Source organism: Actinoplanes sp. TFC3 (genome assembly GCF_001553785.1).
In the GTDB taxonomy this organism is placed as follows: Bacteria; Actinomycetota; Actinomycetes; order Mycobacteriales; family Micromonosporaceae; genus Actinoplanes.
Map to the genome: position 1 here is coordinate 2,065,092 of NZ_LOJP01000001.1, position 26,992 is coordinate 2,092,083.

General features: G+C 66.0%; 19 protein-coding genes and 1 pseudogene. 17 read left to right on the forward strand and 3 right to left on the reverse strand.

Features of this window, described 5'->3' with window-relative positions; translation table 11 throughout:
- Positions 1-74 precede the first annotated feature (74 nt).
- From TFC3_RS09505 to TFC3_RS40430, 16 genes and pseudogenes are all read left to right on the forward strand, one after another.
- Positions 75-1,025: a branched-chain amino acid ABC transporter permease gene (locus tag TFC3_RS09505; RefSeq protein ID WP_067498304.1), complete on the forward strand. Its 951-nt coding sequence runs from the start codon at positions 75-77 to the stop codon at positions 1,023-1,025.
- Positions 1,022-2,167 carry a branched-chain amino acid ABC transporter permease gene (locus TFC3_RS09510; protein ID WP_067498306.1) on the forward strand — a complete coding sequence of 382 codons (1,146 nt, stop codon included), beginning with the start codon at positions 1,022-1,024 and terminating at the stop codon, positions 2,165-2,167. The genes TFC3_RS09505 and TFC3_RS09510 overlap by 4 nt, the downstream gene beginning before the upstream one ends.
- Before the next feature lie 107 nt (positions 2,168-2,274).
- The gene (locus TFC3_RS09515) at positions 2,275-3,042 is read left to right on the forward strand and encodes an ABC transporter ATP-binding protein (RefSeq protein WP_067506305.1); all 768 of its coding nucleotides are present in this window, start codon (positions 2,275-2,277) and stop codon (positions 3,040-3,042) included.
- Positions 3,032-3,742 carry an ABC transporter ATP-binding protein gene (locus tag TFC3_RS09520; protein WP_067498308.1) on the forward strand — a complete coding sequence of 237 codons (711 nt, stop codon included), beginning with the start codon at positions 3,032-3,034 and terminating at the stop codon, positions 3,740-3,742. Before TFC3_RS09515 ends, TFC3_RS09520 begins: the two co-directional genes overlap by 11 nt.
- 27 nt (positions 3,743-3,769) lie before the next feature.
- Positions 3,770-4,678, forward strand: a complete 909-nt coding sequence (locus TFC3_RS09525; RefSeq protein ID WP_067498310.1) for an ABC transporter substrate-binding protein — start codon at positions 3,770-3,772, stop codon at positions 4,676-4,678.
- A 10-nt stretch (positions 4,679-4,688) separates the two neighbouring features.
- On the forward strand, positions 4,689-5,672 hold the full coding sequence (locus TFC3_RS09530; protein ID WP_067498312.1) for an amino acid ABC transporter permease: 984 nt from the start codon (positions 4,689-4,691) through the stop codon (positions 5,670-5,672).
- Between the two features lie 8 nt (positions 5,673-5,680).
- Positions 5,681-6,433: an amino acid ABC transporter ATP-binding protein gene (locus tag TFC3_RS09535; RefSeq protein WP_067506309.1), complete on the forward strand. Its 753-nt coding sequence runs from the start codon at positions 5,681-5,683 to the stop codon at positions 6,431-6,433.
- A gap of 65 nt (positions 6,434-6,498) precedes the next feature.
- Positions 6,499-9,192, forward strand: a complete 2,694-nt coding sequence (gene polA / locus TFC3_RS09540; protein WP_067498315.1) for a DNA polymerase I — start codon at positions 6,499-6,501, stop codon at positions 9,190-9,192.
- Positions 9,193-9,248: 56 nt separating this feature from the next.
- Positions 9,249-9,635 carry a DUF2255 family protein gene (locus tag TFC3_RS09545; RefSeq protein WP_067498317.1) on the forward strand — a complete coding sequence of 129 codons (387 nt, stop codon included), beginning with the start codon at positions 9,249-9,251 and terminating at the stop codon, positions 9,633-9,635.
- Positions 9,636-9,893: 258 nt separating this feature from the next.
- Positions 9,894-10,247 (forward strand): metalloregulator ArsR/SmtB family transcription factor, encoded by a 354-nt coding sequence (locus tag TFC3_RS09550; protein WP_067498321.1) that lies wholly within the window; start codon positions 9,894-9,896, stop codon positions 10,245-10,247.
- Between the two features lie 91 nt (positions 10,248-10,338).
- Complete coding sequence (locus TFC3_RS09555) at positions 10,339-10,980, forward strand: endonuclease V (RefSeq protein ID WP_082772408.1); 642 nt, start codon at positions 10,339-10,341, stop codon at positions 10,978-10,980.
- Positions 10,981-11,435: 455 nt separating this feature from the next.
- Positions 11,436-14,825, forward strand: a complete 3,390-nt coding sequence (locus TFC3_RS09560; protein WP_161952558.1) for a LamG-like jellyroll fold domain-containing protein — start codon at positions 11,436-11,438, stop codon at positions 14,823-14,825.
- A complete protein-coding gene (locus tag TFC3_RS09565; RefSeq protein WP_067498327.1) occupies positions 14,822-21,781 on the forward strand; it encodes a polymorphic toxin-type HINT domain-containing protein in 6,960 nt (2,319 codons plus the stop codon). The genes TFC3_RS09560 and TFC3_RS09565 overlap by 4 nt, the downstream gene beginning before the upstream one ends.
- A gap of 67 nt (positions 21,782-21,848) precedes the next feature.
- Positions 21,849-22,268: a hypothetical protein gene (locus TFC3_RS36880; RefSeq protein WP_153040160.1), complete on the forward strand. Its 420-nt coding sequence runs from the start codon at positions 21,849-21,851 to the stop codon at positions 22,266-22,268.
- A gap of 88 nt (positions 22,269-22,356) precedes the next feature.
- Positions 22,357-23,272 (forward strand): annotated as a pseudogene (locus TFC3_RS09570) (IS630 family transposase).
- A 37-nt stretch (positions 23,273-23,309) separates the two neighbouring features.
- A complete protein-coding gene (locus TFC3_RS40430; protein ID WP_369819670.1) occupies positions 23,310-23,591 on the forward strand; it encodes a hypothetical protein in 282 nt (93 codons plus the stop codon).
- A 167-nt stretch (positions 23,592-23,758) separates the two neighbouring features.
- On the opposite strand, the gene TFC3_RS09575 is transcribed toward TFC3_RS40430, so the two are convergent.
- Genes TFC3_RS09575 through TFC3_RS09585 form a run of 3 tightly spaced genes read right to left on the reverse strand, consistent with a single transcriptional unit; the run spans position 23,759 to position 25,105 of the window.
- On the reverse strand, positions 23,759-24,085 hold the full coding sequence (locus TFC3_RS09575) for a DUF3140 domain-containing protein (protein WP_067498330.1): 327 nt from the start codon (positions 24,083-24,085) through the stop codon (positions 23,759-23,761).
- On the reverse strand, positions 24,075-24,281 hold the full coding sequence (locus tag TFC3_RS09580; RefSeq protein ID WP_067498333.1) for a DUF2945 domain-containing protein: 207 nt from the start codon (positions 24,279-24,281) through the stop codon (positions 24,075-24,077). The genes TFC3_RS09575 and TFC3_RS09580 overlap by 11 nt, the downstream gene beginning before the upstream one ends.
- Positions 24,282-24,301: 20 nt before the next feature.
- The gene (locus TFC3_RS09585) at positions 24,302-25,105 is read right to left on the reverse strand and encodes a class I SAM-dependent methyltransferase (protein ID WP_067498336.1); all 804 of its coding nucleotides are present in this window, start codon (positions 25,103-25,105) and stop codon (positions 24,302-24,304) included.
- 352 nt (positions 25,106-25,457) lie between these two features.
- Between TFC3_RS09585 and rpsA the strand changes: the two genes are divergently transcribed.
- Positions 25,458-26,975: a 30S ribosomal protein S1 gene (gene rpsA, locus TFC3_RS09590; protein ID WP_067498339.1), complete on the forward strand. Its 1,518-nt coding sequence runs from the start codon at positions 25,458-25,460 to the stop codon at positions 26,973-26,975.
- Positions 26,976-26,992 lie beyond the last annotated feature (17 nt).

The following is a 26,992-nucleotide window of genomic DNA, read 5'->3' on the forward strand; positions in this document are numbered from 1 at the left end:
GAACCTCGCTGTGTAGGGCCGGTGCGGCCGGATGATCTCCGGCCGCACCGACCTTCTCGTTTCAGGAGCCCCTTGTGAATTTCTCCGGTCTGATCCAGGACTTCGGACCGCTCACGATCACGGGTCTGGCGCAGGGCGCGATCATCGCGCTGTTCGCTCTGGGTTACACCCTGGTCTACGGCGTCCTGCGCCTGATCAACTTTGCGCATTCCGAGGTCTTCCTGCTCGGGTCCTACGCGTGTCTCATCGTGTGGGGCTTTTTCGGGCTGGACCAGAACTCGGCCACCCCCAATGTGTTCTCCGTCATCGGCCTGTTGCTGCTGGGTCTGATGGCGGCGATCGTGATCTCCGGTCTGACCGCGCTCGGTGTGGAGCTGGTCGCCTACCGCCCGCTGCGCCGGCGTAACGCCCCGCCGCTGGCCTTCCTGATCACCGCGATCGGTGCCTCGCTGTTCATCTCCGAGACCGTCGGCGTGATCACCAAACGCAACATCAAGGCCGTCCCGCCGCTGATCCGCCCGGCCGACGTCTTCGTGATCGGCAACATGCATGTGACGAACCTGCAGATTCTGATCATCGTGCTGGCGCTCGTGATGATGTTCGTGCTGGACCGTTTCATCAACCGCTCGCGGCTGGGCCGCGGTATCCGGGCGGTGGCGCAGAACCCCGACAGCGCGGCGCTGATGGGCGTCAACAAGAGCCGGGTCATCGCGCTGGTGTTCCTGCTCGGTGGTCTCATGGCCGGCATCGCGGCCGTCATGTACGACCTGAAGATCGGGGTGACCCGCTTCGACGCGGGCTTCCTGCTGGGAATCGAGGCGTTCACGGCCGCGGTGCTCGGTGGGATCGGCAACCTGCGGGGGGCGCTGCTCGGCGGCCTGCTGCTGGGTGTGCTGCAGAACTACGCGGCGAGCCTGTTCGGCACGCAGTGGCTGCACGCCGCTTCGTTCGTGCTGCTGGTCCTCATCCTGCTGGTCCGTCCGACGGGTCTTCTGGGTGAGTCTCTCGGAAGGGCTCGAGCATGAGCGACGTGAAGGTGGACAAGCCGGCGGCCGTGCCGGCGGACAAGAAGAACTGGCGCAGCAGCGGTGGCGTGCGCGGCTGGTTCGGACGGCAGCACTGGGCCGTACGAACGGTGCTGATCATCGTGTTCGCGGTGCTGGCCTATCTGCTGCCGTACGCCGGGGACATCCCGGTGCTGGGCCCGCAGATCATCACCGAGGGCATCGACTGGCCCAGCGCGCTGTTCAACATGTCGTACTACGTTCTGCTGGCTCTTGGCTTGAACGTGGTCGTCGGTTTCGCCGGTCTGCTGGACCTGGGGTATGTCGGCTTCTTCGCGGTGGGTGCCTACACCGTGGCGTTGCTGACCTCGCCGGACAGCATTCTCAAGACCGAGTGGGGCTGGCTGGCGGCGGTGCCGGTGGCTCTGGCCGTGGCGATGGTGTCGGGTCTGATCCTGGGCTGGCCGACGCTGCGGTTGCGCGGTGACTACCTGGCCATCGTGACGCTGGGCTTCGCCGAGATCATCCGCATCTTCGCGACGAGCTCGGAGACGCTGCGCGGTGACCGCGGGTTCGCCGACATCCCGCATCCGCCGGGCTCGTACAGCGACGGCAAGCCGATCTTCGGGGTGGCCGACGCGACGCCGTACTACTGGCTGGGCCTGTCGGTGATCATTCTGGTGATTCTCGGGGTGCGCAACCTGGACCGCAGCCGGGTCGGGCGGTCGTGGCTGGCGATCCGCGAGGACGAGGAAGCCGCCGAGATCATGGGCGTGCGCACGATCAAGTACAAGCTGTGGGCGTTCGCGATCGGCGCGTTCATCGGTGGTCTGGGCGGCGTGATGTTCGCCGGTCAGCAGGGCTTCATGAACTCGCAGACCTTCATCCTGCAGTTCTCGATCCTGGTGCTCGCCGGTGTCGTCATGGGTGGTTCGGGCAACATCTTCGGCGCGATCCTGGGTGGTGCGCTGATCTCGTACATCCCGGACCGGTTGCGGGGCATCGAGGACCCGATCTTCCACACCGACCTGTTCGGTTTCCGGTTCGCGATCTTCGGCGCGATCATCATTCTGATCATGATTTTCCGGCCGCAGGGCCTGATTCCGAGCCGCCGGCGCGCGATGGAGCTCAAGGACCGTGAGAAGGAGGTGGCTCCGCAGTGAGTGAACCTCATGTGGAGACCCCGCAGCAGGCGGACGAGGCGAACGCCCACCGCTCCGACGTAGCCGGCGGCACGAGCGCGCCGGGCCCGGCGGAACGCAGCAGCGACGTGCTGCTGGAGGTGGATCACGTCACGCTGCGCTTCGGTGGTGTGGTGGCGCTCAACGACGTCAGTTTCAGTCTGCGCAAGGGTGAGATCTTCGGCCTGATCGGCCCGAACGGCGCCGGCAAGACGACCTGCTTCAACGCGATGACCGGGGTGTACCGCCCGACCAGCGGCACCATCAGCTTCAACGGTGAGTCCATCGTCGGGAAGAAGAAGCACGAGATCACCCGCGGGGGCATTGCCCGTACGTTCCAGAACGTGCGCCTGTTCCCGGAGATGACCGCGCTGGAGAACGTCATGGTGGGCGCCGACGCGCACCACAAGACGAGCGTGGTCGGGGCGTTGTTCCGGCTGCCGCGGCACTGGCAGGAGGAGCGCTCGGGCCGGGAGAAGGCCCTGGAGTTGCTGCGCTTCGTGGGCATCGTGCACCGGGCCGGGGAGGTGTCACGCAACCTGTCCTATGGCGAGCAGCGCCGCCTGGAGATCGCACGGGCGCTGGCCACCAACCCGACGCTGCTGTGCCTGGACGAACCGGCCGCGGGGTTCAACCCGGCCGAGAAGGAAGAACTGCTCGCGCTGATCCGCAAGATCCGCGACACCGGGGTGACCGTGCTGCTCATCGAGCACGACATGCGCCTGGTCATGGGCGTCACGGACCGGATCGTGGTGCTGGAGTTCGGCAAGAAGATCGCTGAGGGTACGCCCGCCGAGGTGCGGGACAACCCGAAGGTGATCGCGGCGTACCTGGGGGTCCCGACCGATGCTGCTTGAGTTGCAGGACGTGACGCTGCTGTACGGCCGCATCCAGGCCCTGCACGGCATCAGCCTGACCGTCGAACAGGGGGAGATCGTCGCCCTGATCGGCGCGAACGGCGCGGGTAAGTCGACCACCATGCGCGCGATCTCGGGGTTGCGCCCGGTGGCCCAGGGCAAGATCACGTTCGACGGCGAGGACATCACCAAGATGCGCGCCGACGTGCGGGTGGTGCGCGGTGTCTCGCAGTCACCCGAGGGCCGGGGCATCTTCCCGGGCATGACGGTGCGCGAGAACCTCGAGATGGGGGCGTACACGCGGCGCAACCGGACCGAGATCAACGAGGACCTCGATCGGGCGTTCACGCTGTTCCCGCGGCTCAAGGAGCGCGAGAAGCAGGTCGGCGGCACGATGTCCGGCGGTGAGCAGCAGATGCTGGCGGTGGGCCGGGCGCTGATGAGCCGGCCCAAGCTGCTGCTGCTCGACGAGCCGTCGATGGGTCTGGCGCCGATGCTGATCCAGCAGATCTTCGACATCGTGGTGGAGATCAACCAGCAGGGCACCACGGTGCTGCTGGTGGAGCAGAATGCCCAGCAGGCACTGTCGCGCGCGCACCGCGCGTACGTGCTGGAAACCGGCCGCATCGTGAAGTCCGGCACCGGTGCCGAGTTGCTGCACGACCCTTCGGTGAAGGACGCCTACCTCGGCGTTGCCTAGGTTCACCTCACAATTCAGGAGTTGCTGATGTTCCGCATCACATCGGGCCGCCGGGCGATCCTCGGCCTGGCCGTTGCGGCGGCGATGACCGTGTCGCTGGCCGCCTGCGGCGAGGAGTCCGGCGACGACACCGGATCGACCGCCCCGGCGCCGGCCGCCTCGGCCGACACCGCGCTGGCGGACAAGGTCCCGGCCGAGATCAAGTCGGCTGGGAAGATCATCATCGGGACGGATTCGACGTACGCCCCGAGCGAGTTCCTCGACACCGACGGCAAGACGGTGGTGGGCTTCGACGTCGACCTGTTCAACGCGGTCGCCCAGAAGCTGGGCCTGAAGACCGAGTGGCAGTCGGCCAAGTTCGACTCGATCATCCCGGCGGTCAGTTCGAAGAAGTACAACGTGGGCGTCTCGTCGTTCACCGTCAACGCCGACCGGCTCAAGGAGGCGACGATGGTGTCGTACTTCTCGGCCGGCACCCAGTGGGCGGCCAAGTCCGGCGCCACGATCAACGCCGAGGACGCCTGCGGCAAGAAGATCGCGGTGCAGGTCGGCACGGTGCAGCTCGATGACATTAAGGCGCGCTCGAAGAAGTGCACCGGCGCTTCCAAGCCGGCCATCACCATCGACCAGTACCAGTCGCAGGCGGACGCCACCAACGCGGTCGTCTCCGGCAAGGACGAGGCCATGCTGGCCGACTCGCCGGTGTGCGCGTACGCGGTGAAGCAGACCAATGGCCAGCTGGCCCTGGTCGGCGACATCTACGACTCGGCGCCCTACGGCTACGTCCTGCCCAAGGACCAGGCCGACTTCGGTGCGGCGATCGAGGGTGCGCTCGAGGCCCTGATCTCCGACGGTACGTACAAGACGATCCTCACCAAGTGGGGCGTCGACGCCGGCGGTATCACCGACCCGGCCGTCAACCCGCAGGTCTCCTGACCTCGCGGGCATGACAACCGACACGCAGACCGGACGGGCCCGGCCCGAGGCCATCAAGGCCGTGCCCGTCCGGCACCCCGGGCGTTGGGTGGCGATCGCGGTCCTGGCCGTGCTCGCCGCCATGTTCCTGCACCTGATCTTCACGAACGACCGGTTCAACTGGCACTTCATCTTCGTCAGCATCGGCGGCGGCAAGCGTGGGGTCCTGTTCACCGGCCCGGTGCTCGAGGGCCTGCGCGGCACGCTGTTGCTGACCGTGCTGAGCATGGTCATCGGCGTCGTGCTGGGCGTGGTGATCGCGATCATGCGGTTGTCGCCGAACCCGGTGCTGTCGTCGGTGGCCTGGCTCTACACCTGGGTGTTCCGGGCGGTGCCACGGCTGGTGCTGGCGATCCTGTTCGGCAACCTGGGCATCCTGTGGGACCGCATCGGTTTCGGGCTGCCCTTCGACAGCCAGATCGGCAACCTGTTCGGCGTGCACGACCTGAACGCGCAGTTCTTCAGCATCAAGGCCACCGACCTGCTCTCCGGCTTCGTCGCTGGGGTGCTGGCGCTGGCGCTCTCGGAAGCGGCGTACATGGCCGAGATCGTGCGCGCGGGCATCCAGTCGGTGGACCCCGGGCAAGCCGAGGCCGCGTCGGCGCTGGGCATGTCGCGCGGTCAGGTGCTGCGCCGCATCGTGCTGCCGCAGGCAATGCGGGTGATCGTGCCGCCCACCGGCAACGAGACCATCGCGATGGTCAAGGACACCTCGCTGGTGGCGTTCGTGCCGGTGACCTTCGAGCTGTTCTTCCAGTTGCAGGCGATCAGCTCGCGGACGTTCATCGTGTTGCCGGTGCTCATCGCCGCGTGCCTGTGGTACCTGATCATCTGCAGCGTGCTGATGATCGTGCAGTTCTTCGTCGAGCGGCATTTCGGACGGGGCTACGGCGCCTCCGGTAAGGCGAAGATGCGGCTGCGGGGGATTGCGGCTGAGCAGGGGGGCAAGCTGTGAGCGACGAAATGGTGCGGGCTGAGGACGTACACAAATCGTTTGGTTCGCTTGAGGTTCTCAAAGGTGTTGATCTGGTCGTCAAAAGCGGCGAGGTCTGTTGCGTGCTGGGACCGTCGGGGTCGGGTAAATCGACGTTTCTGCGTTGCATCAACCACCTGGAGAAAATCGATGCCGGGCGCATTCTGGTGGACGGCGATCTGATCGGCTACCGCGAACGCGGCGGCAAACTGCACGAGCTGGGGGAAAAGGACGTCGCGGCCCAGCGCCGCGCGATCGGCATGGTTTTCCAGCGCTTCAACCTTTTCCCGCACATGACGGTGCTGCAGAACGTCATGGAAGCGCCGGCCCGGGTCAAGAAGGAGAACAAGGCAGAGGTACGCGACAGAGCGGCCGCTTTGCTGGAGCGCGTCGGTCTCGGGGCCAAAGTGGACAGCTATCCCGGTCAGCTCTCCGGCGGCCAGCAGCAGCGGGTCGCCATCGCGCGGGCCCTGGCCATGCGCCCGAAGCTGATGCTGTTCGACGAGCCCACCAGCGCGCTGGACCCGGAGCTGGTCGGCGAGGTGCTCGACGTGATGAAGGATCTCGCCCGCGACGGCATGACGATGATCGTGGTGACCCACGAGATCGGGTTCGCGCGTGAGGTGGGCGACTCGGTGATCTTCATGGACGGTGGCGTCGTTGTCGAAAAGGGCGCGCCGGCCGAGATCCTCGCGAACCCGCAGCACCAGCGAACCAGGGCATTCCTGAGCAAAGTGCTGTAAAAGGTGCGAACAGCAGGCGGGGCGGTCGGTCGTCTTGTCGTACCCCACGACTAGAGTTCACCGACGTGAGCGACGACGTCCAGACCCCCCGTCTGCTGCTGCTTGACGGCCACTCGCTGGCCTACCGGGCCTTCTTCGCGCTGCCCGTGGAGAATTTCTCCACCCAGACCGGGCAGCCGACGAACGCGGTGTTCGGCTTCACCTCGATGCTGATCAACATGCTGCGCGACGAGAAGCCGACGCACATCGTGGTCGCCTTCGACGTGTCCCGCGTGTCGTTTCGCACCGAGAAGTATGCGGAATACAAGGCCGGGCGCTCGGAGACCCCGCAGCCGTTCCAGGGCCAGGTCAGCCTGGTCAAGGAGGTGCTCGAGGCGCTGCGCATCCCGGTGGTGGAGAAGCCCGGCTACGAGGCCGACGACGTCATCGGCACCCTGGCCACCCAGGCCCGCGAGCAGGGCTTCGAGGTGGTCATCTCCACCGGCGACCGCGACGCGTTCCAACTCGCCGGGGACAAGGTGACCATCCTCTACCCGGTGCGTGGCGTCTCCGACGTGTGGCGGATGACCCCCGAGGCCATCGAGACCAAGTACGGCGTGCCCCCGCACCGCTACCGCGACAAGGCGGCGCTGGTCGGCGAGGCCAGCGACAACCTGCCCGGCGTGCCCGGCGTGGGCGACAAGACCGCCGCCAAGTGGATCAACCAGTACGGCGGGCTGGACGGCATCATCGCCCACGTCGACCAGATCAAGGGCAAGGTCGGCGACAGCCTGCGCGCGCACCTGGCCGACGTCATGCGCAACTACGACCTCAACGCGCTGGTCTGCGACCTCGAGCTGCCGCTGGGCCCGCAGGACGTCAAGTGGCAGGGCTGGGACCGCGAGGCTGTGCACCAGGTGTTCGACGCCCTGGAGTTCCGGGTGCTGCGCGAGCGGCTGTATTCCTACCTCGAGGCCGTCGAGCCCGAGGCCGAAGCCGGGTTCGATCTGTCCGGCAGTATGCTGCGCACCGGCGAGGTGGCCGGCTGGCTCGCCGAGCACGCCGGTGCCGCGCCGGTCGGTGTTGCGGTGACCGGCACGTTCGGGCGGGGCACCGGCTCGTTGACCGGCGTCGCGGTGGCCACCGGCGACGGCCCGGCAGCCTGGTTCGACCCCACCGCGCTGGACGAGAGCGACGAGGGGGCGGTCGCCGCGTGGCTCGCCGACCCCGAACGCCCGAAGATCATCCACGATGCCAAGCCGGTCATGCTGGCGTTGCGCGCGCACGGCTGGGGCCTGGGCGGGGTGCGCGTCGACACCGCGCTGGCCGCCTACCTGGCCAAACCCGACCAGCGGGCGTACGACCTCAACGACCTCGCGCTGCGCTACCTCAAGCGTGAGCTGCGCGTCGACGCCCCCGACAACGGCCAGCTCACCCTCGACGGCCTCGGCGGCGACGACGGCACCGCCGAGCAGAACGTGATGCTGCGCGCCCGCGCGACCCTCGACCTGGCCGACACCCTCACCGAGGAGCTGTCGCGCGACGACGGCGCCTCCCAGCGGCTGCTGGCCGAGGTCGAGCAGCCCCTGGAGATCGTGCTCGGCGAGATGGAGCACGTGGGCATCGCCGCCGACCTGGACTACCTGCACGAGCTCGAGTCGCACTTCGCCGCCGAGGTGAAGCTGGCCCAGCAGGGCGCGCACGAGGTGGTCGGGCGCGAGTTCAACCTCGGCTCGCCCAAGCAGCTGCAGGAGATCCTGTTCGTCGAGCGCAACCTGCCCAAGACCAAGCGCATCAAGTCCGGCTACACCACCGACGCCGACGCGCTGCAAAACCTGCACGAGCAGACCGGCGACCCGCTGCTGGCCCACCTGCTGCGCCACCGCGACGTGGCCAAGCTCAAGTCCACGGTGGACGGGCTGCTCAAGTCGGTGTCCGACGACGGGCGCATCCACACCACGTTCAACCAGACCGTCGCGGCCACCGGCCGGCTGTCATCGACCGACCCCAACCTGCAGAACATCCCGATCCGCACCGAGGAAGGCCGGCGCATCCGCCGCGCGTTCGTGGTAGGCGAGGGCTTCGAGTCGCTGTTGACCGCCGACTACAGCCAGATCGAGATGCGCATCATGGCGCACCTGTCCGGCGACGAAGCCCTGATCGCGGCGTTCAACTCCGGCGCCGACTTCCACGCCGCCACCGCCTCCTCGGTGTTCCACGTCCCGGTCGAGGAGGTCATCCCCGACCAGCGGCGCAAGATCAAAGCCATGAACTACGGTCTGGCGTACGGCCTGAGCGCCTTCGGTCTGTCCAATCAGCTCTCCATCACCACCGAGGAAGCCCGGGGGCTGATGACCGAATACTTCGAGCGCTTCGGCGGGGTGCGCGACTACCTGCAAGCCGTGGTGCGCCGGGCCGTGCAGGACGGCTACACCGCCACCATCCTGGGCCGGCGCCGCTACCTGCCCGACTTGAGCAGCGACAACCGCCAGCGCCGCGAGATGGCCGAACGCATGGCCCTCAACGCCCCCATCCAGGGCTCGGCCGCCGACATCATCAAGGTCGCCATGCTCCGCGTCGACCAGGCCCTGCGCGAGGCCGGGCTGACCAGCCGCATGCTGCTGCAGGTGCATGACGAACTCGTCTTCGACGTGGCCCCCGGTGAACGCGAAGCTCTGGAAGCCCTGGTGCGCCGCGAGATGGGCGCGGCCTACCCGCTGTCGGTGCCCCTGGAGGTGTCGGTGGGCCTGGGCCGCGACTGGAACGGCGCCGACCACTAGCCGCACCACGCCCACGTCCCTGCCCGCGGGCCCCGGCCTGCGGCTGACTGGGCGCCATGGACGCCACCTGGACCGCCGAACAGCTTGAGCGCCTCGACGCGGCCGACGAGCTGGAGATCGCCGTCAAGCGCGCCGACGCGACGCTGCGCCGCTGGACGCCCATCTGGGTGGTGTGCGCCGCTGGCCAGGTCTATGTGCGCACCTGGCACCGGCGCGACACCGGCTGGTTCGGTGACGCCGTCAGCTCGGGCCGCGCCCGCATCCGGGTCCCCGGCGTCGACGCCGACGTGCTGGTGCACGACGTGGGTGCGGCGGCGGCCGGGGTCGACGACGCCTACCGCGGCAAGTACGCGCGCTACGGCCCGGCGTCGCTCGACCCGATGGTGTCGCCCGGGGCGGTGGCCACCACGCTGCGGCTGGACCCCGATATGTCGCCAAGCTGACCACTGCGTACGCCTTTGTGATGCGTGGCACTTTCGGGCAGCCTTCCGCCGCAACCCTGCCACCCCGCGTTCACCTGCCGTTTTGCCGCCTCGGAGCCGGTGAAAGGCACCCTGGGCCGAGACATGTCGACGATGCATTCTGGCGCTGCGCAGCGGCTGGCTCGCGCACCGCAGTGAATTGTCAGATTCCTGTTCGGACGACTTGCCTGGCTCTGCAAGGGTGGGCCCATGCCAAGCACATCCCTCGCGATGACACCGATGTCGGGACCGTCGGGGCTGTCCGGTGCGTGGGCCCCGGTGGTCCGCAAGCCCCTCGAAGCCGACCAGGCAAGCGCGTTCGCCCCCATGTTCAAGGCCCTCGGCGACCCGGTCCGGCTCCGCCTGCTCTCCATGATCGCCTCAGCCGGCGGCGGCGAGGTCTGCGTCTGCGACCTCACCGGCTCCTTCGCCCTGACCGGCCCCACCATCTCCCACCACCTCAAGGTCCTGCGCGAAGCCGGCCTGGTCGACAGCGACCGCCGCGGCACCTGGGTCTACTACCGCCTGGTCCCGGCCGCGCTGGCGCTGCTCGGCGGCCTGCTCGACATCACCAAGACCGCCGCCGCCGTCTGACATCATCGGTGCGGTGAACGCCCCCTGGTTCCCCGCCACTCTGCCCGCAACGCCGTCCGACGTCGCCGAAGCCGAGTCGCTGCAACGCCACCTGCGCGACCAGGTCGACCTCACCACCGGGCTACCGTCGCGCCCCACCTCGGTCGTGGGCCTGGACGTCTCGTACGACAAGAACTCACCCCGCGTCTGCGCAGCAGCCGTAAGAATCGACCTCACCACCCTCGCGGTGACAGAAACCGTGACGGCCTTCGGCGAGGCAGCATTCCCGTACATCCCCGGCCTGCTCGCCTTCCGCGAAGTGCCGGTCCTCATGCAGGCCCTGACCCAGCTCCGGACCGAACCGGAAGTCCTGATCTGCGACGGGTACGGGGTGGCGCACCCGCGTCGGTTCGGCCTCGCCTGCCACATCGGGGTTTTGACCGGGCGCCCCACGTTCGGCGTCGCAAAGAACTCGTTCGTCGCCGCGTCGGGGGAGCTCGGCGTCGATCGAGGTTCGTGGTCGCCGCTGAGCGAGGGCGGTGAGGTGCTGGGGCGGGCGGTGCGGACGCAGGCCGGGGTCAAGCCGGTGTATGTGTCGGCGGGGTACCGGGTCGGGCTGGACGAGGCGTACGAGCTCACGATGGCGCTGTCCCCGCGCTACCGCATTCCCGAGGCAACGCGTCAGGCGGACTTCCTCTCGCGGCGCGCGTTGCGAGGGCTCGGATCCGAGCCCTTCATACTGCTTTCCGATTGAGCTGCAAGATAAGGGCATGGGGAAGTTCGATGAGGTCGACAACGAGATCCGTAGCTTACGGCTGGAGATAGCTGCAATAGCTCGTGATGAACTTTGGCGAGCTGGGCTGTTAGGGGTCGAGGAGGGACTTTCCAGCGACGCTGACGCGGAAAGCCCGGCCGTCCGGCGCGCCCTGACGCTCTACCGCCGGGCACACCCGCCCTATCGCTCGCAAATCCCACCCGGCCTGTTTACGGGTCGCGCAAGCTGCGGTGATCCAGAACAGAGTGTGATCGACGCCATCCCTCGCGTTGGTAACGGACCTTGTACGCAAGGTTAACCACGCGATAGCGTGCTGAACGCATCGCCGGACATCGAAGTCTGTTGCGTCGATGCCTGGTCATGTGCGCGGGGGGAAGATCTTGTTGCTTGCCCGACGGGCGTCGATGACGGCTGCCCTGATGACGTTTGGTCTCATGTCGACGGTCGTGGCCGTCCCTGCCGCTCCCGCCCTGGCGGTCGAGCGGTTGGCCGTACCCGATCTGACTCCTGAGCAGCAAGCTTCCAAACAGGCCCGGGAGACCGGCCAGCCGGTTCAGGTGTCGTCGATGCTGGACGAGACGACCGAAGTCATCGCCAACCCGGACGGCACTTACACCGCCGAGGTGCACTCCGGCCCGGTGCGCTACCGCGCTTCGGACGGTTCCTGGAAGCCGGTTGACCTGACTCTGACCCGGCGCTCGGACGGCACGATCGCGCCTCAGGGGCACCCGCGCGGGCTGGTCCTGTCGGGCGCAGCAGGCAGCGGCACCCACGATCTGGCCCGGCTGACGTCCGGCGGGGCGAACATGACGGTGGGCTGGACCGGAACGCTGCCGGAGCCCAAGCTCGACGGCACCACCGCCACCTACTCCGACGTCCGGCCCGGCGTCGATCTGGTCGTCGATGCCACCCGTACCGGCTTCGAGCAGTTCTTGGTGGTGCAGAGCAAAGAAGCGGCGGCGCAGGTCAAGAAGGTCTCCCTGCCATGGCAGGCATCCGGCGTGAAGACCACGGTCAGCGGCGATGGCGGTCTTCGGCTGACCGACGCTGCGGGCGCTTACCTCGGGCACATGCCCGCCCCGGTGATGTGGGACGCGACCATGGGCGAGAAGACGGGAGAGCCGCTGCGGATCGCAGCCGTTGACATGACGGTGGCAGCGGACAACCGCACGCTCACCCTGACCCCGTCGCAGGAGTTCCTCAACGATCCGGCGACGCAGTACCCCGTGACGATCGACCCGTCGGCGACGCTCAAGCCGGGGTTCGACACACTGGTGCAGAACAACATCTCCTCGGACCTGTCGACGTCGAAGGAGCTGAAGCTCGGCTCGGTCACCGAGGGCTCGACGTACCGGGCCCGGTCGTTTCTTCGGTTCCCGACGGCCGCGCTGGCCCACAAGCAGGTCACTGCCGCGACGATGTATCTGTGGAACACCCATTCGTGGAGCTGCAAGGCGCAGGAATGGCAGGTGTGGATCACCGCTGCGGTGGGCACCTCGACCCGCTGGAGCAACCAGCCCAAGTGGCGCAGCGACTATCCCATCGCCAAGTCCACGATGACCAAGGGCTACGGGGATTGCGGCACCGGCTACGTCACCGCAGATGTGGCACCGCTGTTCAAGGTGGCCGCCGCCGGTGGCTGGCAGACCCTGACCACCGGGTTGCGGTCCACTGCGGCGGCTGAGGCCGACCCGGATACGCACGCGTGGAAAAAGTTCGACTCGACCGAGGCTTCGCACGACCCCTACGTATCCATCACCTACAACACCAAGCCGAATCCGCCGGCGAACCTGACCATCGGTGGCAAGAAGTGCGGTAGCGGCGACCCGGCAGCGTACGTATCGAAGGCAGCCGGTTACCCGTCGGCGCAGGCGAAGGCCGACGACCCGGACGGCACCGAGCGTGGGCTCACGATGCAGTTCTACGTGACCAAGGCCGGCACCAACTCGCCGGCGACGCCCACGATGACCAGGTCGACCACCGACAATGCGACCGCCACGGTGGCGATTCCCAAGTCCTTTGGCTTGGTCGAGAACCAGAAGTACGACATGCACGCGCGCGTCTTCGATGGCTTGGACTCTTCCGAGAAGTCGGTGTACTGCACGTTCACCATCGACAGCACCGGCCCAGCCCGCCCGCCGACGGTGACCTCACCGGACTACCCGCTCTGCACGCCGACTGCCTGTGAACCGCAGGGCGGCATCGGTGTCGCGGGTCGGTTCACGTTCGGCGCCAACGCGGTAGCCGACATCCGTCAATACCGGTACTGGTTCGACGGCGGTGCCGCTTTCACCACTCCCATCGGCAGCCTGGGCGCTTCCGCAACGGTCAGCGTTACTCCGCCGGCGCTGTCGAATGCTGCCTCGATCAAGGCGTTGACGTTTGCCGGGGTACGAACCCTGCACGTCGTCAGCATCGACCAGGCCGGTCGGGAAAGCGGCGAGTTCGCGGTAGGCATCGACGATGACTCCGTGGGCGGCTACAAGTTCGGTGTTGCGGCCGGGCCTGGTCCGGCGAGCTGGTGGAAGTTCGAAGATCCGGCGCTGAGCAGCACATTCAGCAACTCGGTCGTCGGCGGAGATGCCCTCACGGCAACTGGTAGCTGGCGCTCCACGGATGGCCACGGCGATGGCGGCAAGAGCCTTACCCTGAACCTCGCCAGTTCTCTTCAGGCCCCGCTGACGGTGGACCTTGCCGGTAACCGAACGGCAGCGGCGAGCGTCAGCATGAACGGTCTCAATCCGCTGGAGTACACGGTGGTACGGCACGTCGCGTTTGGCTCGCCGTACCGTCAAGACGATCTTTATGTGGACGGGACGCAGAAGAAGATCTGCTACCGGGTGCGGGTCAGCGGCACGGGTGAGTGGAAGGCATGCTCGGCGAAGACGATCCGGACGGGTGCCTGGCTTCGTGTGGCGGGATCGTTCGACGTCATGCGCCGCGAAGTGGCCGTTTACCTCGACGGTGAGCGGACGGCAAGCACGACCATAACCACTTACACGGGTAGTGCGTCCGGCACTGGTGGTAGCACCGCGGTGGGTAAGGGCCTTGACGGCGTGATCGACGACGTCAAGGTGTGGAAACGCTTGCTTGCGCCTCAGGAAGTCGGCGCCGCCTCGGTGATCGAGGCCGGCAACTGGACCTTCGACCTGTTCGACGGCACGGACAGCTCGACGCATTCCGTCAAACATGACGTCTCGGCGGTCAATCCGCCTGATGACCTCTGGGCCGATGTTGGTCATAAAGACATTGAAGGTACGTCCTCAGCCCAGCTGCACGACCTGGCTGCGCTGACCACCGCCGGCCCTGTGCTGAACACCGCCGAATCGTTCTCGGTGTCGGCCTGGGTGAAGCTGAACACCATTCCGACGACCGGAAACTTCACCGCGGTGTCGCAGGACGGCGCCCACCAGTCCACCTTCTTCTTGGGCACCAGGCTGTACAGCGGCGTACCTCAATGGTCCTTCGCCATGGAGAACGCCGACTCCACCACCGACGTCGCTTTCACCCACGCCAACGCCGGCGTGGCGATCGCCGACGATCCCATCGGCGAATTCACGCACCTCGTCGGGGTTTTTGACGCCGCAACGCAACAGCAGACGCTGTACGTGAACGGTGTCGCGGTCAAGACGGTGAGCCGAGCCAGCCGGTGGAACGCCACCGGATCGCTGGCCATCGGCCGTGGCCGCTACGCCCCCGCCAACGGCACCAGCGCGGACGTCGACTATCTCGACGGCGGCATCGACGACGTCCGGGTCTACGCCGGAGCCCTCACTCCCGACATGGTCTCTCGCCTCTACCACACCGAGGACGGCAATCTGTGAAGCGCGTGTTCCGCCGGCGGCTCGCGGTAGCCAGCTCGGTCTTCTTGGCCGCCACCTTTCTGCACGCCTGGCCTGCCGCTGCCGTCCCCAAGGCCGAAGACCGGCTCAAGCCGCATGCTGGCGTCTCCATCGACGGGCGTGGCGCCAAGACCAAGACGGTCGACATCCCGCAGATGCCATCGAGCACGCCGGCGACACCGGTATGGCCGAAGGCAGGAACCACTCCCGTCGACGTGGCGGCGAAGGCGAAGACGGTCGATGCCGCCGGAAAGGTGGCGCTGCGGTCCGCCGACGGCAAGGGGCAGCACGTGTCGGTGGAGGTCCTGGACCGTGCCGCCAGCGCGAAAGCCAAGCGCGACGTTGTGCTGAAGGTGCGTCCCGACGAGACCGGCACGGTCGACGTGTCGCTCGACTACAGCGGGTTCCGTACCGCATATGGCGCCGACTGGTCCGACCGGCTGCGGCTGGTGCAACTGCCCGATTGTGCGCTGACCACCCCTGATGCCGCGAACTGCCAGGAAACTGAGCTTTCCACCACGAACGACGGCACCTCGGTCTCCGCGCCGGTCACCGCAAAGGCTGCGGGTACGGTCGTCGCCTTGGCCGCCGCCGATTCCAGCGGAACCGGTGACTTCGGGGCCACCTCGCTCGCGCCATCCGCGACGTGGGGCGACAGCGGTAACAACGGTGCTTTCAACTGGTCGTATCCCATGGAGGTGCCGCCGTCGCTGGGCGGACCGGCGCCCACAATTTCCTTGGGCTACTCATCGCAAGCGGTCGACGGACGCACCGCGGCAACGAACAACCAGCCCACCTGGGTCGGTGAAGGCTTCGGCTTCGAGCCCGGCTTCATCGAACGCCGATACGCCAGCTGCGCCGACGACAACGATGACGACAAGCGCAAAGGCAACAACACCAACGACTCCGGCGACGAATGCTGGGGCACCGACAACGCCACGCTGTCACTCAACGGCGTCGGCGGCGGTGAGCTGATCTACAACGCTTCCGAGAAACGCTGGCACACCCGCAGCGACGACGGCATCCGCGTCGAGCGGCTCTTCAACGCGGCCAACGGTGACGAGGGCCCGGCGGGAAGTCAGGACGCCGGTGGCCCCGGTGAGCACTGGGTCGTCACGGCCACCGACGGTACGAAGTACTACTTCGGTCTCAACCGTCTGCCCGGCTGGACGAGCAGCGCGACCGAAACCAAGTCGGTCTACACCGTGCCGGTCGCTGGCAACCAAAGCGGCGAGCCCTGCAACAAGACCGCATTCAAGGACTCGTTCTGCAACCAGGCCTGGCGCTGGAACCTCGACTGGGTCGTCGATCCCGACGGTAACGCCATGTCGTACTGGTACAGCCCCGAGACCAACAAGTACGCCCGGTACGCCACCACCACCGACGTGGTGAGCTACGTCCGCGGCGGCAATGTCACGACCATGAAGTACGGCCAGCGCTCCGGCACCGCGTACGGCGTCGCCCCGATGAGCGTGGCGTTCACGACGGGCGACCGCTGCTTGACCGCCTGCACCACCAAGTCGAACTGGACGGACACCCCGCTGGACCAGGAGTGCACCGGCACCACGTGCACCCAGTTCGGCCCGACGTTCTGGACGAAGCGCCGCCTCGCGACGGTCACCACGCGCATCGCCAAGGACGGCAAGGAAGACGGCCGGCTCGTCGACCGGTGGACGCTGACCCACAGCTACCCGGACACTACCGACGGCACCCGGCGGGGCATGTGGCTGTCGACGATCGGGCACACCGCGTGGGACGCGAGCAATGTCGCCATGACGGTGCCGAACGTGACACTCACCGGCGTACCGATGGACAACCGGGTCGACACCGCGCTGAGCAACGGTCTCAGGCCGATGCGGTGGCACCGGTTGAAGACCATCACCACCGAGACCGGCGGCCAGATCGACGTCACGTACAAGAAAGCCGAATGTACGGCGGCATCCAAGCCGACCCCCGAGACCAACACCAAACTGTGCTTCCCCGTGCGCTGGGCACCGCCGGACCTTGGTGGTAAGCCGGGCAAGGAGATCACCGACTGGTTCCACAAGTACGTCGTCGAGTCGATCCGCGAGAACGACCTGACCAGCGAGGGTGAGGGCTTCCCGCTCACCACGCTGACGACGTACAAGTACGCCAACCCGGCCTGGCGCTACGCCGACGACGACGGACTGACCCAGGACAAATACCGCACCTGGTCGCAGTGGCGCGGTTTCCGCAACGTCACCGCGACCAAAGGTGAGGACGGCGACCGGACCCGTACCGACACCGTCTACTTCCAAGGCATGGACGGGGACCGCTCCAGCGCGAGCGACAAGAGCGCCGTCCGCAAGGTGACGCTCACCGACTCCAAGGGCAAAGCCACCATTACCGATCATGACGATCTGTCCGGCTTCGTCCGCGAGACGATCGTCTACAACGGCCCGGACGGCAGCCCTATCAGCGGCACGATCTCCGACCCGTGGCTGGGCACGATCACCGCCACCCACAAGGTCACCACTGACACCCCCTCGGTGAACGCCCGCTACATCGACACGTCCGGCGTCTGGAACTGGACCGCCCTGGACAACAACCGCGGCGACACGTGGACCCACAACACCACCGAATTCGACGCGTACGGCATGCCGACCGAAGTCACCGAGTTCGGCGACACCGCCAAGCCCGGCGACGAGAAGTGCGTGCAGACCGACTACGTACGCGACACCGGCTCGGCTTGGATGATCGCGTTCCCCTCGCAGGTGCGCACGTTCGCATTGCCCTGCACGGAGGTCAACAAGAGCGGCCGGGTCATCGCTGCGGACGAGGTCATCGGCGCGACCCGCACCAGCTACGACGACGGCGCCTTCGGTGCCGCCCCCAGCAAGGGCCACATCACCCGCAACGAGTCGTTCGAGGACTGGAAGAACAACGCGCCGGTCTACTTCACCACCAGCTCGATCTCGTACGACAAGACGTACGGGCGCCCGGAGACCACTACCGACGCGCAAGGCAAGACGACAACCACGACGTACACGACTAACGCCGCAGGCCAGATTACCCGCAGCGACGTGAAGAACCCGCTCGGGTGGAACGCGTACAACGTCGTCGACCCGGCAACCGGCGCCACGACGCTGGCGCACGACGTCAACGGCCGTGAGACCAACTTCAAGTACGATGCTCTCGGCCGCTTGCTCAGTGCCTGGAAGCCGGGTCGTGTGCCCGGCACGGACATCCCGGACGTCAATTACACCTACACGCTACGCAACAACGCAGCGAGTGTGGTGAAGGCCGACACGCTCAACGCAGCCGGCAAGGTCACGACGACGTACTCGTTCTACGACTCGTTGCTGCGTCCGGTGCAGACGCAGACTCCGGCGGCCACCGTGGGCATGCTCGTCAGCGACGTCTTCTACGACTCCGCCGGACGCGTGTCCACGACGTACGACGACTACTGGCGGGACAAAATCGCACCGTCGGCCACCCGCTACATCCCGACCAAGGACAAGGACAGCGCGCAGGCCGGCCGTGACAACGTACTGTCCTGGTCCCGGACCCTGTACGACGGCGCCGGCCGCGAGACCAACAAGATCCTCTTCTCCAAGCTGAACGAGAAGTGGCGCGCGTCCACGACCTACCACGGTGACCACGTCGACACCACGCCGCCCAGTGGCGGCACGCTGGAGAGCAAGTACGTCGATCCGCTCGGCCGCACCACGGAGATCCGCCAGTACCGCACCCGGGACTTCAGCGGCGCCTTCGACCGGATCAAGTACGCCTACAACGCCAAGGGCCAGCTCGCGAAGGTCACCGACCCCGCCGGCACGTACTGGGATTACGGCTACGACGTCCAGGGCCGGCAGAACTACAGCAAGGACCCCGACAAGGGCGAAAGCTGGATCAAGTTCAACCGCCTGGGCCAGATCGAGACGACAAAGGACGCCCGCAACCAGGTCCTCGCCTTCAAGTACGACGACCTGGGCCGCAAGACGGGCCTGTTCCAGGATTCGGCGACCGGCACCCAGCTGGCCGGTTGGACGTACGACTCCCTGGCCGGCGGACTCGGCGTGCTGGCCTCCAGCAGCCGGTTCGTCGACGGCAACGAGTACAAGACGGCCACCACCACCCTCGACACCAAGTCCGGCAGGCCGACAGCTTCCACGATCACCATCCCTGCGAACGAGCAGGGGCTGGCCGGCACCTACACGTACCGGATGGGATACGCCCCCGACGGCACCCCGTCATCGAACACGATGCCGGCAATCGGCACCGGGACTGCCTATGCGCTGGCCTCCGAGCGGGTCAGCACGTCGTTCAACGACCTCGGCATGCCGACGACCATGAGCGCCACCATCAGCGGCTCGTTCGTCCCGGCGGTCTCCTTCACCGAGCACGGCGAACTGGCGACCGCCTACTTCGCCACCACCGAGAGCAAGACCCTGCAGGTCGTCAACGACTACGACCCCGCAACGCGCCGGCCGGTCGCATCCGAGGTGTTCCGCGAGCTCAGCCCCGCTGTGGTGTCGTGGAAGGAGTACAAGTACAACGACGCCGGCGAGATCTACCGCACCGAGGAGAAGGCTCCCGCAGCCGGTGCCGAGGTGCAGTGCTGGCGCGAGGACTACCTGCAGCGCCTGACCGACGCGTGGACGCCGAAGGACGGCAACTGCGACGCCGGACCGTCCCTCACCGCGCTGGCCGACAGCACGAGCGCGCCCGCTCCGTACTGGACGTCGTGGACCTTCACCGACGGCGGTGACCGCAAGACCCAGGTCGAGCACAAGACCCCGGCGGGGGAGCGCAGCACCAGCTACACCTACCCGGCCGCCAACGCCGCGCACCCGCACTTCGTCACCGGCACCACCACAACGACGAGTGCCGCGACCACGGCCGCCGTGTACGAGTCGGATGCGGCGGGCAACACCACCTCGCGTCCCGGCAAGAACGGCCAGCAGGCCCTCACCTGGAACAGCGAAGGCCAACTGGCTTCGGTCCAGGACTCCGCCGGCGCCAGCCGCTACCTGTACGACGCCGACGGCAACCGGCTCATCACCACCGACGTCCAGGGAAAGACGCTGTATCTGCCCGGTCAGGAGATCCACGCCAACCCGACTGGCGTGGTCGACTCCTGCGTCCGCTATTACTCGTACGCCAGCAAAACCGCAGCCCAGCGTACGAGCAAAGGCTTGACGTGGCTGGTCAGCGATCTGCAGAACACCGCCACGATGAGCGTCGACGCCACGACGCAGCAGGTGTCGGTCCGGCACCAGACCGCGTACGGCGAAAATCGTGACGGCGGCGACACGTGGGTCAACGACAAGGGCTTCCTGGGCATGACGGTCGACAAGACCGGCCTGGTCCACATCGGTGCCCGCGAGTACGACGCCGGTCTGGGCCGGTTCATCTCGGTCGACCCGCTGATGGACCTCACCGACCCGCAGCAGATGCTCGGCTATGCGTACGCCAACAACTCCCCGGTCAACTCCAGCGACCCAACCGGCGAGTCGGTCGACACTGGCTGGGGTAACGGCAACGGCAAACGAATCAACCCCCGTAACGGTGACGTACTCGAAGACGGCGACAAGAACGGTACGGGCGGTGACCTCACCAAGCGGGGATCAACGCCAGCGCAACCCAAGAGCGGTTCGGGTAATGGCCACAGCGCCAGCAACAGCGGTGGCGGCAAGCACAAGTCAGGCGACCACCAGCAGAAGAAGTGCAACTGGTGGTGCAAGTCCAAGGGCTGGGTCAGCGACCACAAGGCCGACATCGCCGGTATCGCCGTTGGTGTAGTCGTCGGGGTTGGCTGTGAGGCGGCGGTCGGCTGGACCGGCGTTGGCGCGGTCGGATGTGGGGTGCTGGCCGGAGCTGCCGGCTCGATCACCCACGACCTGGTCGAGGGCGGGCACAGCGTGTCCGACATGGCCGGCAACGCCATAGTCGGCGGGCTCATCGGTGGTGTGACCGCTGGGCTGCTACCGGCTGCGGGAAGCGCCCTATCGAGTGGCGTGCGAAGTCTGATCACTCGGCAGGCGGCTGGGGGAGCGGCTCGATCTGCGGAGCGGCAGGCCGCGGGCGAGGTGGTTGAGGCTGTCGAGGAGCAGGCGGCCAAGTCTGCGACCAAGCCGGCCAGCAGTGCCGGTAAAGCTTGCCACAGCTTCGACCCGGCGACGCGGGTTGTCATGGCCAGCGGCGCGGCGGTGCCGATCAAGGACGTGAAGGTCGGCGACGCGGTTCTGGCGACGGACCCGCAGACCGGGCAGACGGAGTCGCGGCCGGTAGTCGAGCTGCACCGCAACCTGGACAAGGATCTGGCCGACGTCACGGTGCGCGATGCCGAGACGGGCAAGCAGGTCGTGCTGCACACGACCCAGCACCACCCGTTCTGGAGCGAGAGCACCGGGCGGTGGACTGACGCGGCGGCGTTGAAGCCGGGGGAGAAGCTGCACGCCCTCGACGGCGGCGTGGTGGTCGTGACGGCGGTGAAGAACTGGATCGGTCACGCAGTGATGCGCGACCTCACCGTTGACGAGATTCACTCCTATTATGTAATCGCAGGACCGACGTCGGTTCTTGTTCATAATTGCGGAGAAGTAGCGTACAACAGCACGTCGCTGGGGAGAGCTGCGCATAATGCTCGTGTCAAGTCGGGTGTATCACCGGGACGAAACGTTGCAGCGGCCGACGTTGAAGGCCTTGATTCGCCCGTGATTGGTTTCAGTAAAGGTGAAGGTTATCATTCGGAGGAACATATCCTTGACCAACTCGCCAAAAAAGGAATCGATCCCAGCCGCATTAGAGCACTTTATAGCGATCGGCAACCCTGCGAGAATTGTGGCGGACTGTTGAAAGAAGCGCTAGCGCCTGGAACGCCGATCACCTGGTCTGTGCCCTGGGGAAGCAACCCAGCCATCAAGGGTGCATCAAACGATCTCTTGAAAAGAATGATTTCTGCCGCCGGATAAGGGTAGCTTTGCAAGACCGGTACCGGATAGCAGCGAGAGTCGGTCTGATCTAAAAGGTAAGTCATAGGTGGATTGGAAATCTTTAGTGGAATTCGATTATGGCGTAGTTAGTAGTGAAATCCGAAGCGCTTTATTAAATATTGCCACGTTCACTCGCAATATTATTCAACAAGCTGGTCTCTCGGTTCAAGTGGATGGAGAGTTGAGCAGTGTTGGGGCAGAGGTGGAAATTGATTTTGGAGATGACGCAGCTGGCGGAGTGTTCGTCACGTGGCACGCTGACCCGGCTTTGACCGAAGTTGCCGCGCAAAGTGTAAGCGACGGTCGCTTCGATGATCCCTCAATAATTCAATCAGGTGCAATATCCGAAGTAATGCGTGACGCAATCATCCAGATTCTGCAACTTGCGAAGTGCGTGGCAGAGCCCTCAAATGATGATATGCGCCCATTAGCGTTACGGGTGACTTCCATCCCACCTTCCTCTTAGAGACGGCGGGATTCTTGGTGAATGCCGTGTGGCCTCTAGTGTCGCGTGTCTGATGTGTTTTGACGGTGTTGGTGCGGGACAATGAGGCATGTCGGTTGCTGCGCCGTTGGTTCTGCGTCCTGGTGATGGTGCGCGTCTGCGGGAGTTGACGCGCTCGTCGACGGCACCGGCTGGTCATGTGCAGCGGGCGCGGATGGTGTTGCTGGCTGCGGAAGGCTTGCCGAACGCCGAGATCGGACGGCAGGTCGGGATGACCCGGCAGACGGTGATCGCCTGGCGGGCTCGATACGAGACCGGCGGGATCGACGCTCTCGCGGATCTGCCTCGTTCGGGCCGGCCGCCGGTCATCGAGGAGTCGGCGGTGATCACCTGCACGTTGAACCCGCCGCCGGACCTGCTCGGGGTGACGCACTGGTCAGCACGGCTGCTGTCGGATCACCTGACCCAAGGCGGGATGCCGGTCAGCTTCGCCGGGGTCGCCCGGATCTGGCGGGACTGGGGGCTGCAGCCGCACCGGGCGCAGACGTTCACGTTCTCCACCGATCCGCAACTGGAAGCCAAGATCCGTGACGTCGTGGGCCTCTACCTGGACCCACCGGCGAACGCGGTCGTGGTGTGCGTGGACGAGAAATCGCAGATCCAAGCCTTGGACCGGACGGCGCCGCTGCTGCCGATACGATTCGGCGACGCGGAGAAACGCACCCACGACTACCGGCGCCACGGCACCACGACCCTGTTCGCCGCCCTTGAAGTCGCCACCGGGAAGATCACCGCGGACGCCTGCTATCAGCGGCACCGCAACGGCGAGTTCCTGGCCTTCCTCAAGCAGGTCGCCACAGCCCACCCGCCGCGGCACTTTCACCAGCGTCACCGACCTCATCGGCGCGATCCGCGCCTTCATCGACGCCTACAACCAGCGCTGCGAACCGTTCCGCTGGACCAAGACCGCCGACCAGATCCTCACCAAAGCCAACCGTCAAAAGAACTCAGACACGCGACACTAGATCTGATTGGGCGGATCTTGGGTTGGGGAAAGAACTGATGTGGTATTTGCGAGTTGTGTGGCATCACGACTTTCCCGGTGAGCCGGTGGAGTACTTCTCGGAAGTGAACGAAGACGGGTGGGAGGTTAGTCGCGTGCAGTGCTATCGCGATGGCCGTCTCGAGTGGGCAGATGAATCTCAAGAGACTGACATGGCTGGCCTCAGTGGAATTCCGATCGCGGTCGAAGAAATAACTCACAGCCAAATCTCAATGCATTCGGTACGTCTCTGGCAGAGTTTCAAAAAATTTGGCATGAAGCGCGCGAATGATAGCTTTTAACATTCCTTCAATTCCAACGCAGGAAATTGGCCATCTAAAGGCTCGATCTGTTTCCCAAAGGTACCTGCTGGGCGATGCAGAGTCGCTCGACAATTGCCACTACCTGCACTACGAGTGTGCGGTGGGCCGACCTCACAACCGGAGAAGCCCACCGCACAAAGCACCGATCATTTCTTCAGTGGATCGTGTCCCCAGTTCATCAGGGAGTACCGCCACTTCGTCTCCTTCACGTCCCCGGACGGGCGCTGCGCCAGATGCCGGTGCACGTACCCCACCACCTTGCGCATGTGGGCCTCATCCGCCTCGCTCAGATCACCTTTCTTCGTATGCAGGATCTCGATGATCTTCCGCCCGCTGTCATGCCCGACGGACTCCGCACTCGATGATGACTTCTGCCCGACCTCGCGCGACTCGTCGGTCTTGAGCCACTTCTCCAGCTCGGAGGCTGACATGTTGACCGCGTCCTTGAAGTCGGCGTACGTGTCACTTGCCATCGTTCAGCGCCTCCTCCTTGTGCACCGCCTCGCGCCCGGTCTTGTCGCTCTTGACCTTGTACTGCGGCTCGTCCTTCGACGCGTCGACCGTGCGCCCGGCTTCTTCGGTGCGGGACGTGATCTTCTTCTCCACCGTGCCCTCGACCGTCTGGCCGTGGCTCTTCCAGCTGACGTTGTCGCCCTTTTTCAAGCTCATGCCACGGTGATACCCGCAGGTCAGGCCAGGTAACAGACGAAGATAGCCGTCCCCGGAAAGAGGCGGCCACGAAGCGGACTCCACTGCCCCCAGATCTGCTCATGCCCGGCCGGCCACTCGGGCTCCACAACGTCAGTAAGCACGAACCCAGCCGCCACAACCTCCCGGATCCGGTCACCCAAGGTTCGGTGCTGCTCCACATACGTAGGTACGCCCGCAGCGTCCTCCTCGACATAAGGCCGCCGGTCGAAATACGGGTGCACCGCGACCAACCCCTCCGGGCCGGGCTCGTCGAGGAAAATCCACCTCATCGGGTGAGTAATGGAGAAGACCCACGCGCCGCCGGGCCGAAGGACGCGAGCTACCTCTTGCATCAGCGCGCCGGAATCAGCCACGAAAGGGATCGCCCCGAAAGCCGTACAGACAATGTCGAAAGCCCCGGAGGCGAACGGCAGCGCGAGGGCGTCGGCTTGGACGAGCGGTACCCGTACCCCTGAACGCTCTTCTGCCTCTCGCGCCTGCCGCAACATGCCCGCACTCAGGTCCATCGCGACCACGTCAGCGCCCTGTCCTTCCAGCCAGCGGGCCGCCGCGGCAGCTCCGCACCCCAGCTCCAGGATCCGCTTGCCGCGCACCTCTCCCAGCAGGCGTGCGTCGGCTTCGCGAACCCCTTCCGGGCACCAGACGAAGTCGACGTCTCCCAGGAAGGCTCCATGCTCATCCTGGTAGTCGTCGGCATCCAGGTCCCACCAGTACCGGCTCGCGACGCGGCTCTCGGCGTCTGTCACGGTCCGGCGGCGCGAGGCGGCTTGTTCTTCGGTCACCCCGACAAACTACTGAGATCATCGGGTACGGCCACAGCGCGCCGACTGCCCAAATGTGCACCAAACGGCCATGATGGCGGGTTTTGCGGGATCAATGTGCCTCGGTCGGCAGGAGGGCTTGCAACCTGTGGTAATGCGCACGGTAAGCTAGTCGATGCACTCGCGGATCGTGTGCCTCGGCAGGGAGCAGGTTCCGCAAGTCGTCGGTCCCAGCATGATCCTGCTCGCTCGATCATCAGTCGCCCACCCGTGCGACGCACCACGTGATCACGGATGTTCGTGCTGTGCCCGCCGGCAGTTCCGCGGGGCGCAAGAGACACCACGAAACCATCCGTTCGGAGCAACAGTCCACATGACGAGCAGCATCGAGGCCACCTCGAGCGCCAACAAGGTCACCGTCGACGATCTCGGCTCGGAGGAAGCATTCCTCGCGGCCATCGACGAGACCATCAAGTACTTCAACGACGGCGACATTGTCGAAGGCACCGTCGTCAAGGTCGATCGGGACGAGGTCCTGCTCGACATCGGCTACAAGACCGAGGGCGTGATCCCCTCGCGTGAGTTGTCGATCAAGCATGACGTGGACCCCGCGGAAGTGGTGTCGGTCGGTGACCACATCGAAGCCCTCGTCCTCACCAAGGAGGACAAGGAAGGCCGCCTGATCCTCTCGAAGAAGCGTGCGCAGTACGAGCGCGCGTGGGGCACCATCGAGAAGATCAAGGAGGACGACGGCGTCGTTCGCGGCTCCGTCATCGAGGTCGTCAAGGGTGGTCTCATCCTCGACATCGGTCTCCGTGGCTTCCTGCCCGCCTCCCTGGTCGAGATGCGTCGCGTCCGTGACCTGCAGCCCTACGTGGGCCGCGAGCTCGAGGCGAAGATCATCGAGCTGGACAAGAACCGCAACAACGTGGTCCTGTCCCGCCGTGCCTGGCTCGAGCAGACGCAGTCCGAGGTTCGCACCGAGTTCCTCAACAAGCTGCAGAAGGGCCAGGTCCGCAAGGGCGTCGTGTCCTCCATCGTCAACTTCGGTGCCTTCGTGGACCTGGGTGGCGTGGACGGCCTCGTGCACGTCTCCGAGCTCTCCTGGAAGCACATCGACCACCCGTCCGAGGTTGTCGAGGTCGGCCAGGAGGTCGAGGTCGAGGTGCTCGATGTCGACCTGGACCGCGAGCGCGTCTCGCTGTCGCTGAAGGCGACCCAGGAAGACCCGTGGCGCCAGTTCGCCCGGACCCACGCGATCAACCAGATCGTGCCGGGCAAGGTCACCAAGCTGGTTCCGTTCGGTGCGTTCGTCCGCGTGGACGACGGCATCGAGGGCCTGGTGCACATCTCCGAGCTGGCCGAGCGTCACGTCGAGCTGCCCGAGCAGGTCGTCCAGGTGGGCTCGGACGTGCTGGTCAAGGTCATCGACATCGACCTCGAACGGCGCCGGATCTCGCTGTCGCTCAAGCAGGCCAACGAGGGCTTCGTCGAGGGCGAGGAGCACTTCGACCCGACCCTCTACGGCATGGCTGCCACGTACGACAACGAGGGCAACTACATCTACCCGGAGGGCTTCGACCCGGAGACGGGCGAGTGGCTCGAGGGCTTCGAGAAGCAGCGCGAGACGTGGGAGAAGCAGTACGCCGACGCCCGCGAGCGCTGGGAGGCCCACACCAAGCAGGTCCAGGCGTCGCGCGACGCCGACGCCGAGGCTGCGCTCAACCCGGCTCCGGCCGGCGGCGTGACCACCTCGTCGTCGACCTCTTCCTCCACCACCACCACGAGCTCGTCTGCCCCGGCGCGCTCGGCGGAGGAGCCGGCCGGCACCCTGGCCACCGACGAGGCGCTCGCCGCTCTGCGCGAGAAGCTCGCCGGCGGCAAGAGCTGACCAGCTAGCTAGCCAGC

Excerpts from the sequence above, each read along its gene's own strand:
- TFC3_RS09510 (WP_067498306.1), top strand. The coding sequence starts at position 1,022 with ATGAGCGACGTGAAGGTGGACAAGCCGGCGGCCGTGCCGGCGGACAAG.
- TFC3_RS40430 (WP_369819670.1), top strand. The coding sequence starts at position 23,310 with ATGTGGTATTTGCGAGTTGTGTGGCATCACGACTTTCCCGGTGAGCCG.
- TFC3_RS09550 (WP_067498321.1), top strand. The coding sequence starts at position 9,894 with ATGTCGGGACCGTCGGGGCTGTCCGGTGCGTGGGCCCCGGTGGTCCGC.
- TFC3_RS09575 (WP_067498330.1), bottom strand. The coding sequence starts at position 24,085 with ATGGCAAGTGACACGTACGCCGACTTCAAGGACGCGGTCAACATGTCA.
- TFC3_RS09530 (WP_067498312.1), top strand. The coding sequence starts at position 4,689 with ATGACAACCGACACGCAGACCGGACGGGCCCGGCCCGAGGCCATCAAG.
- TFC3_RS09560 (WP_161952558.1), top strand. The coding sequence starts at position 11,436 with ATGTCGACGGTCGTGGCCGTCCCTGCCGCTCCCGCCCTGGCGGTCGAG.
- rpsA (WP_067498339.1), top strand. The coding sequence starts at position 25,458 with ATGACGAGCAGCATCGAGGCCACCTCGAGCGCCAACAAGGTCACCGTC.
- TFC3_RS09580 (WP_067498333.1), bottom strand. The coding sequence starts at position 24,281 with ATGAGCTTGAAAAAGGGCGACAACGTCAGCTGGAAGAGCCACGGCCAG.
- TFC3_RS09535 (WP_067506309.1), top strand. The coding sequence starts at position 5,681 with ATGGTGCGGGCTGAGGACGTACACAAATCGTTTGGTTCGCTTGAGGTT.
- TFC3_RS09520 (WP_067498308.1), top strand. The coding sequence starts at position 3,032 with ATGCTGCTTGAGTTGCAGGACGTGACGCTGCTGTACGGCCGCATCCAG.
- TFC3_RS09525 (WP_067498310.1), top strand. The coding sequence starts at position 3,770 with ATGTTCCGCATCACATCGGGCCGCCGGGCGATCCTCGGCCTGGCCGTT.
- TFC3_RS09545 (WP_067498317.1), top strand. The coding sequence starts at position 9,249 with ATGGACGCCACCTGGACCGCCGAACAGCTTGAGCGCCTCGACGCGGCC.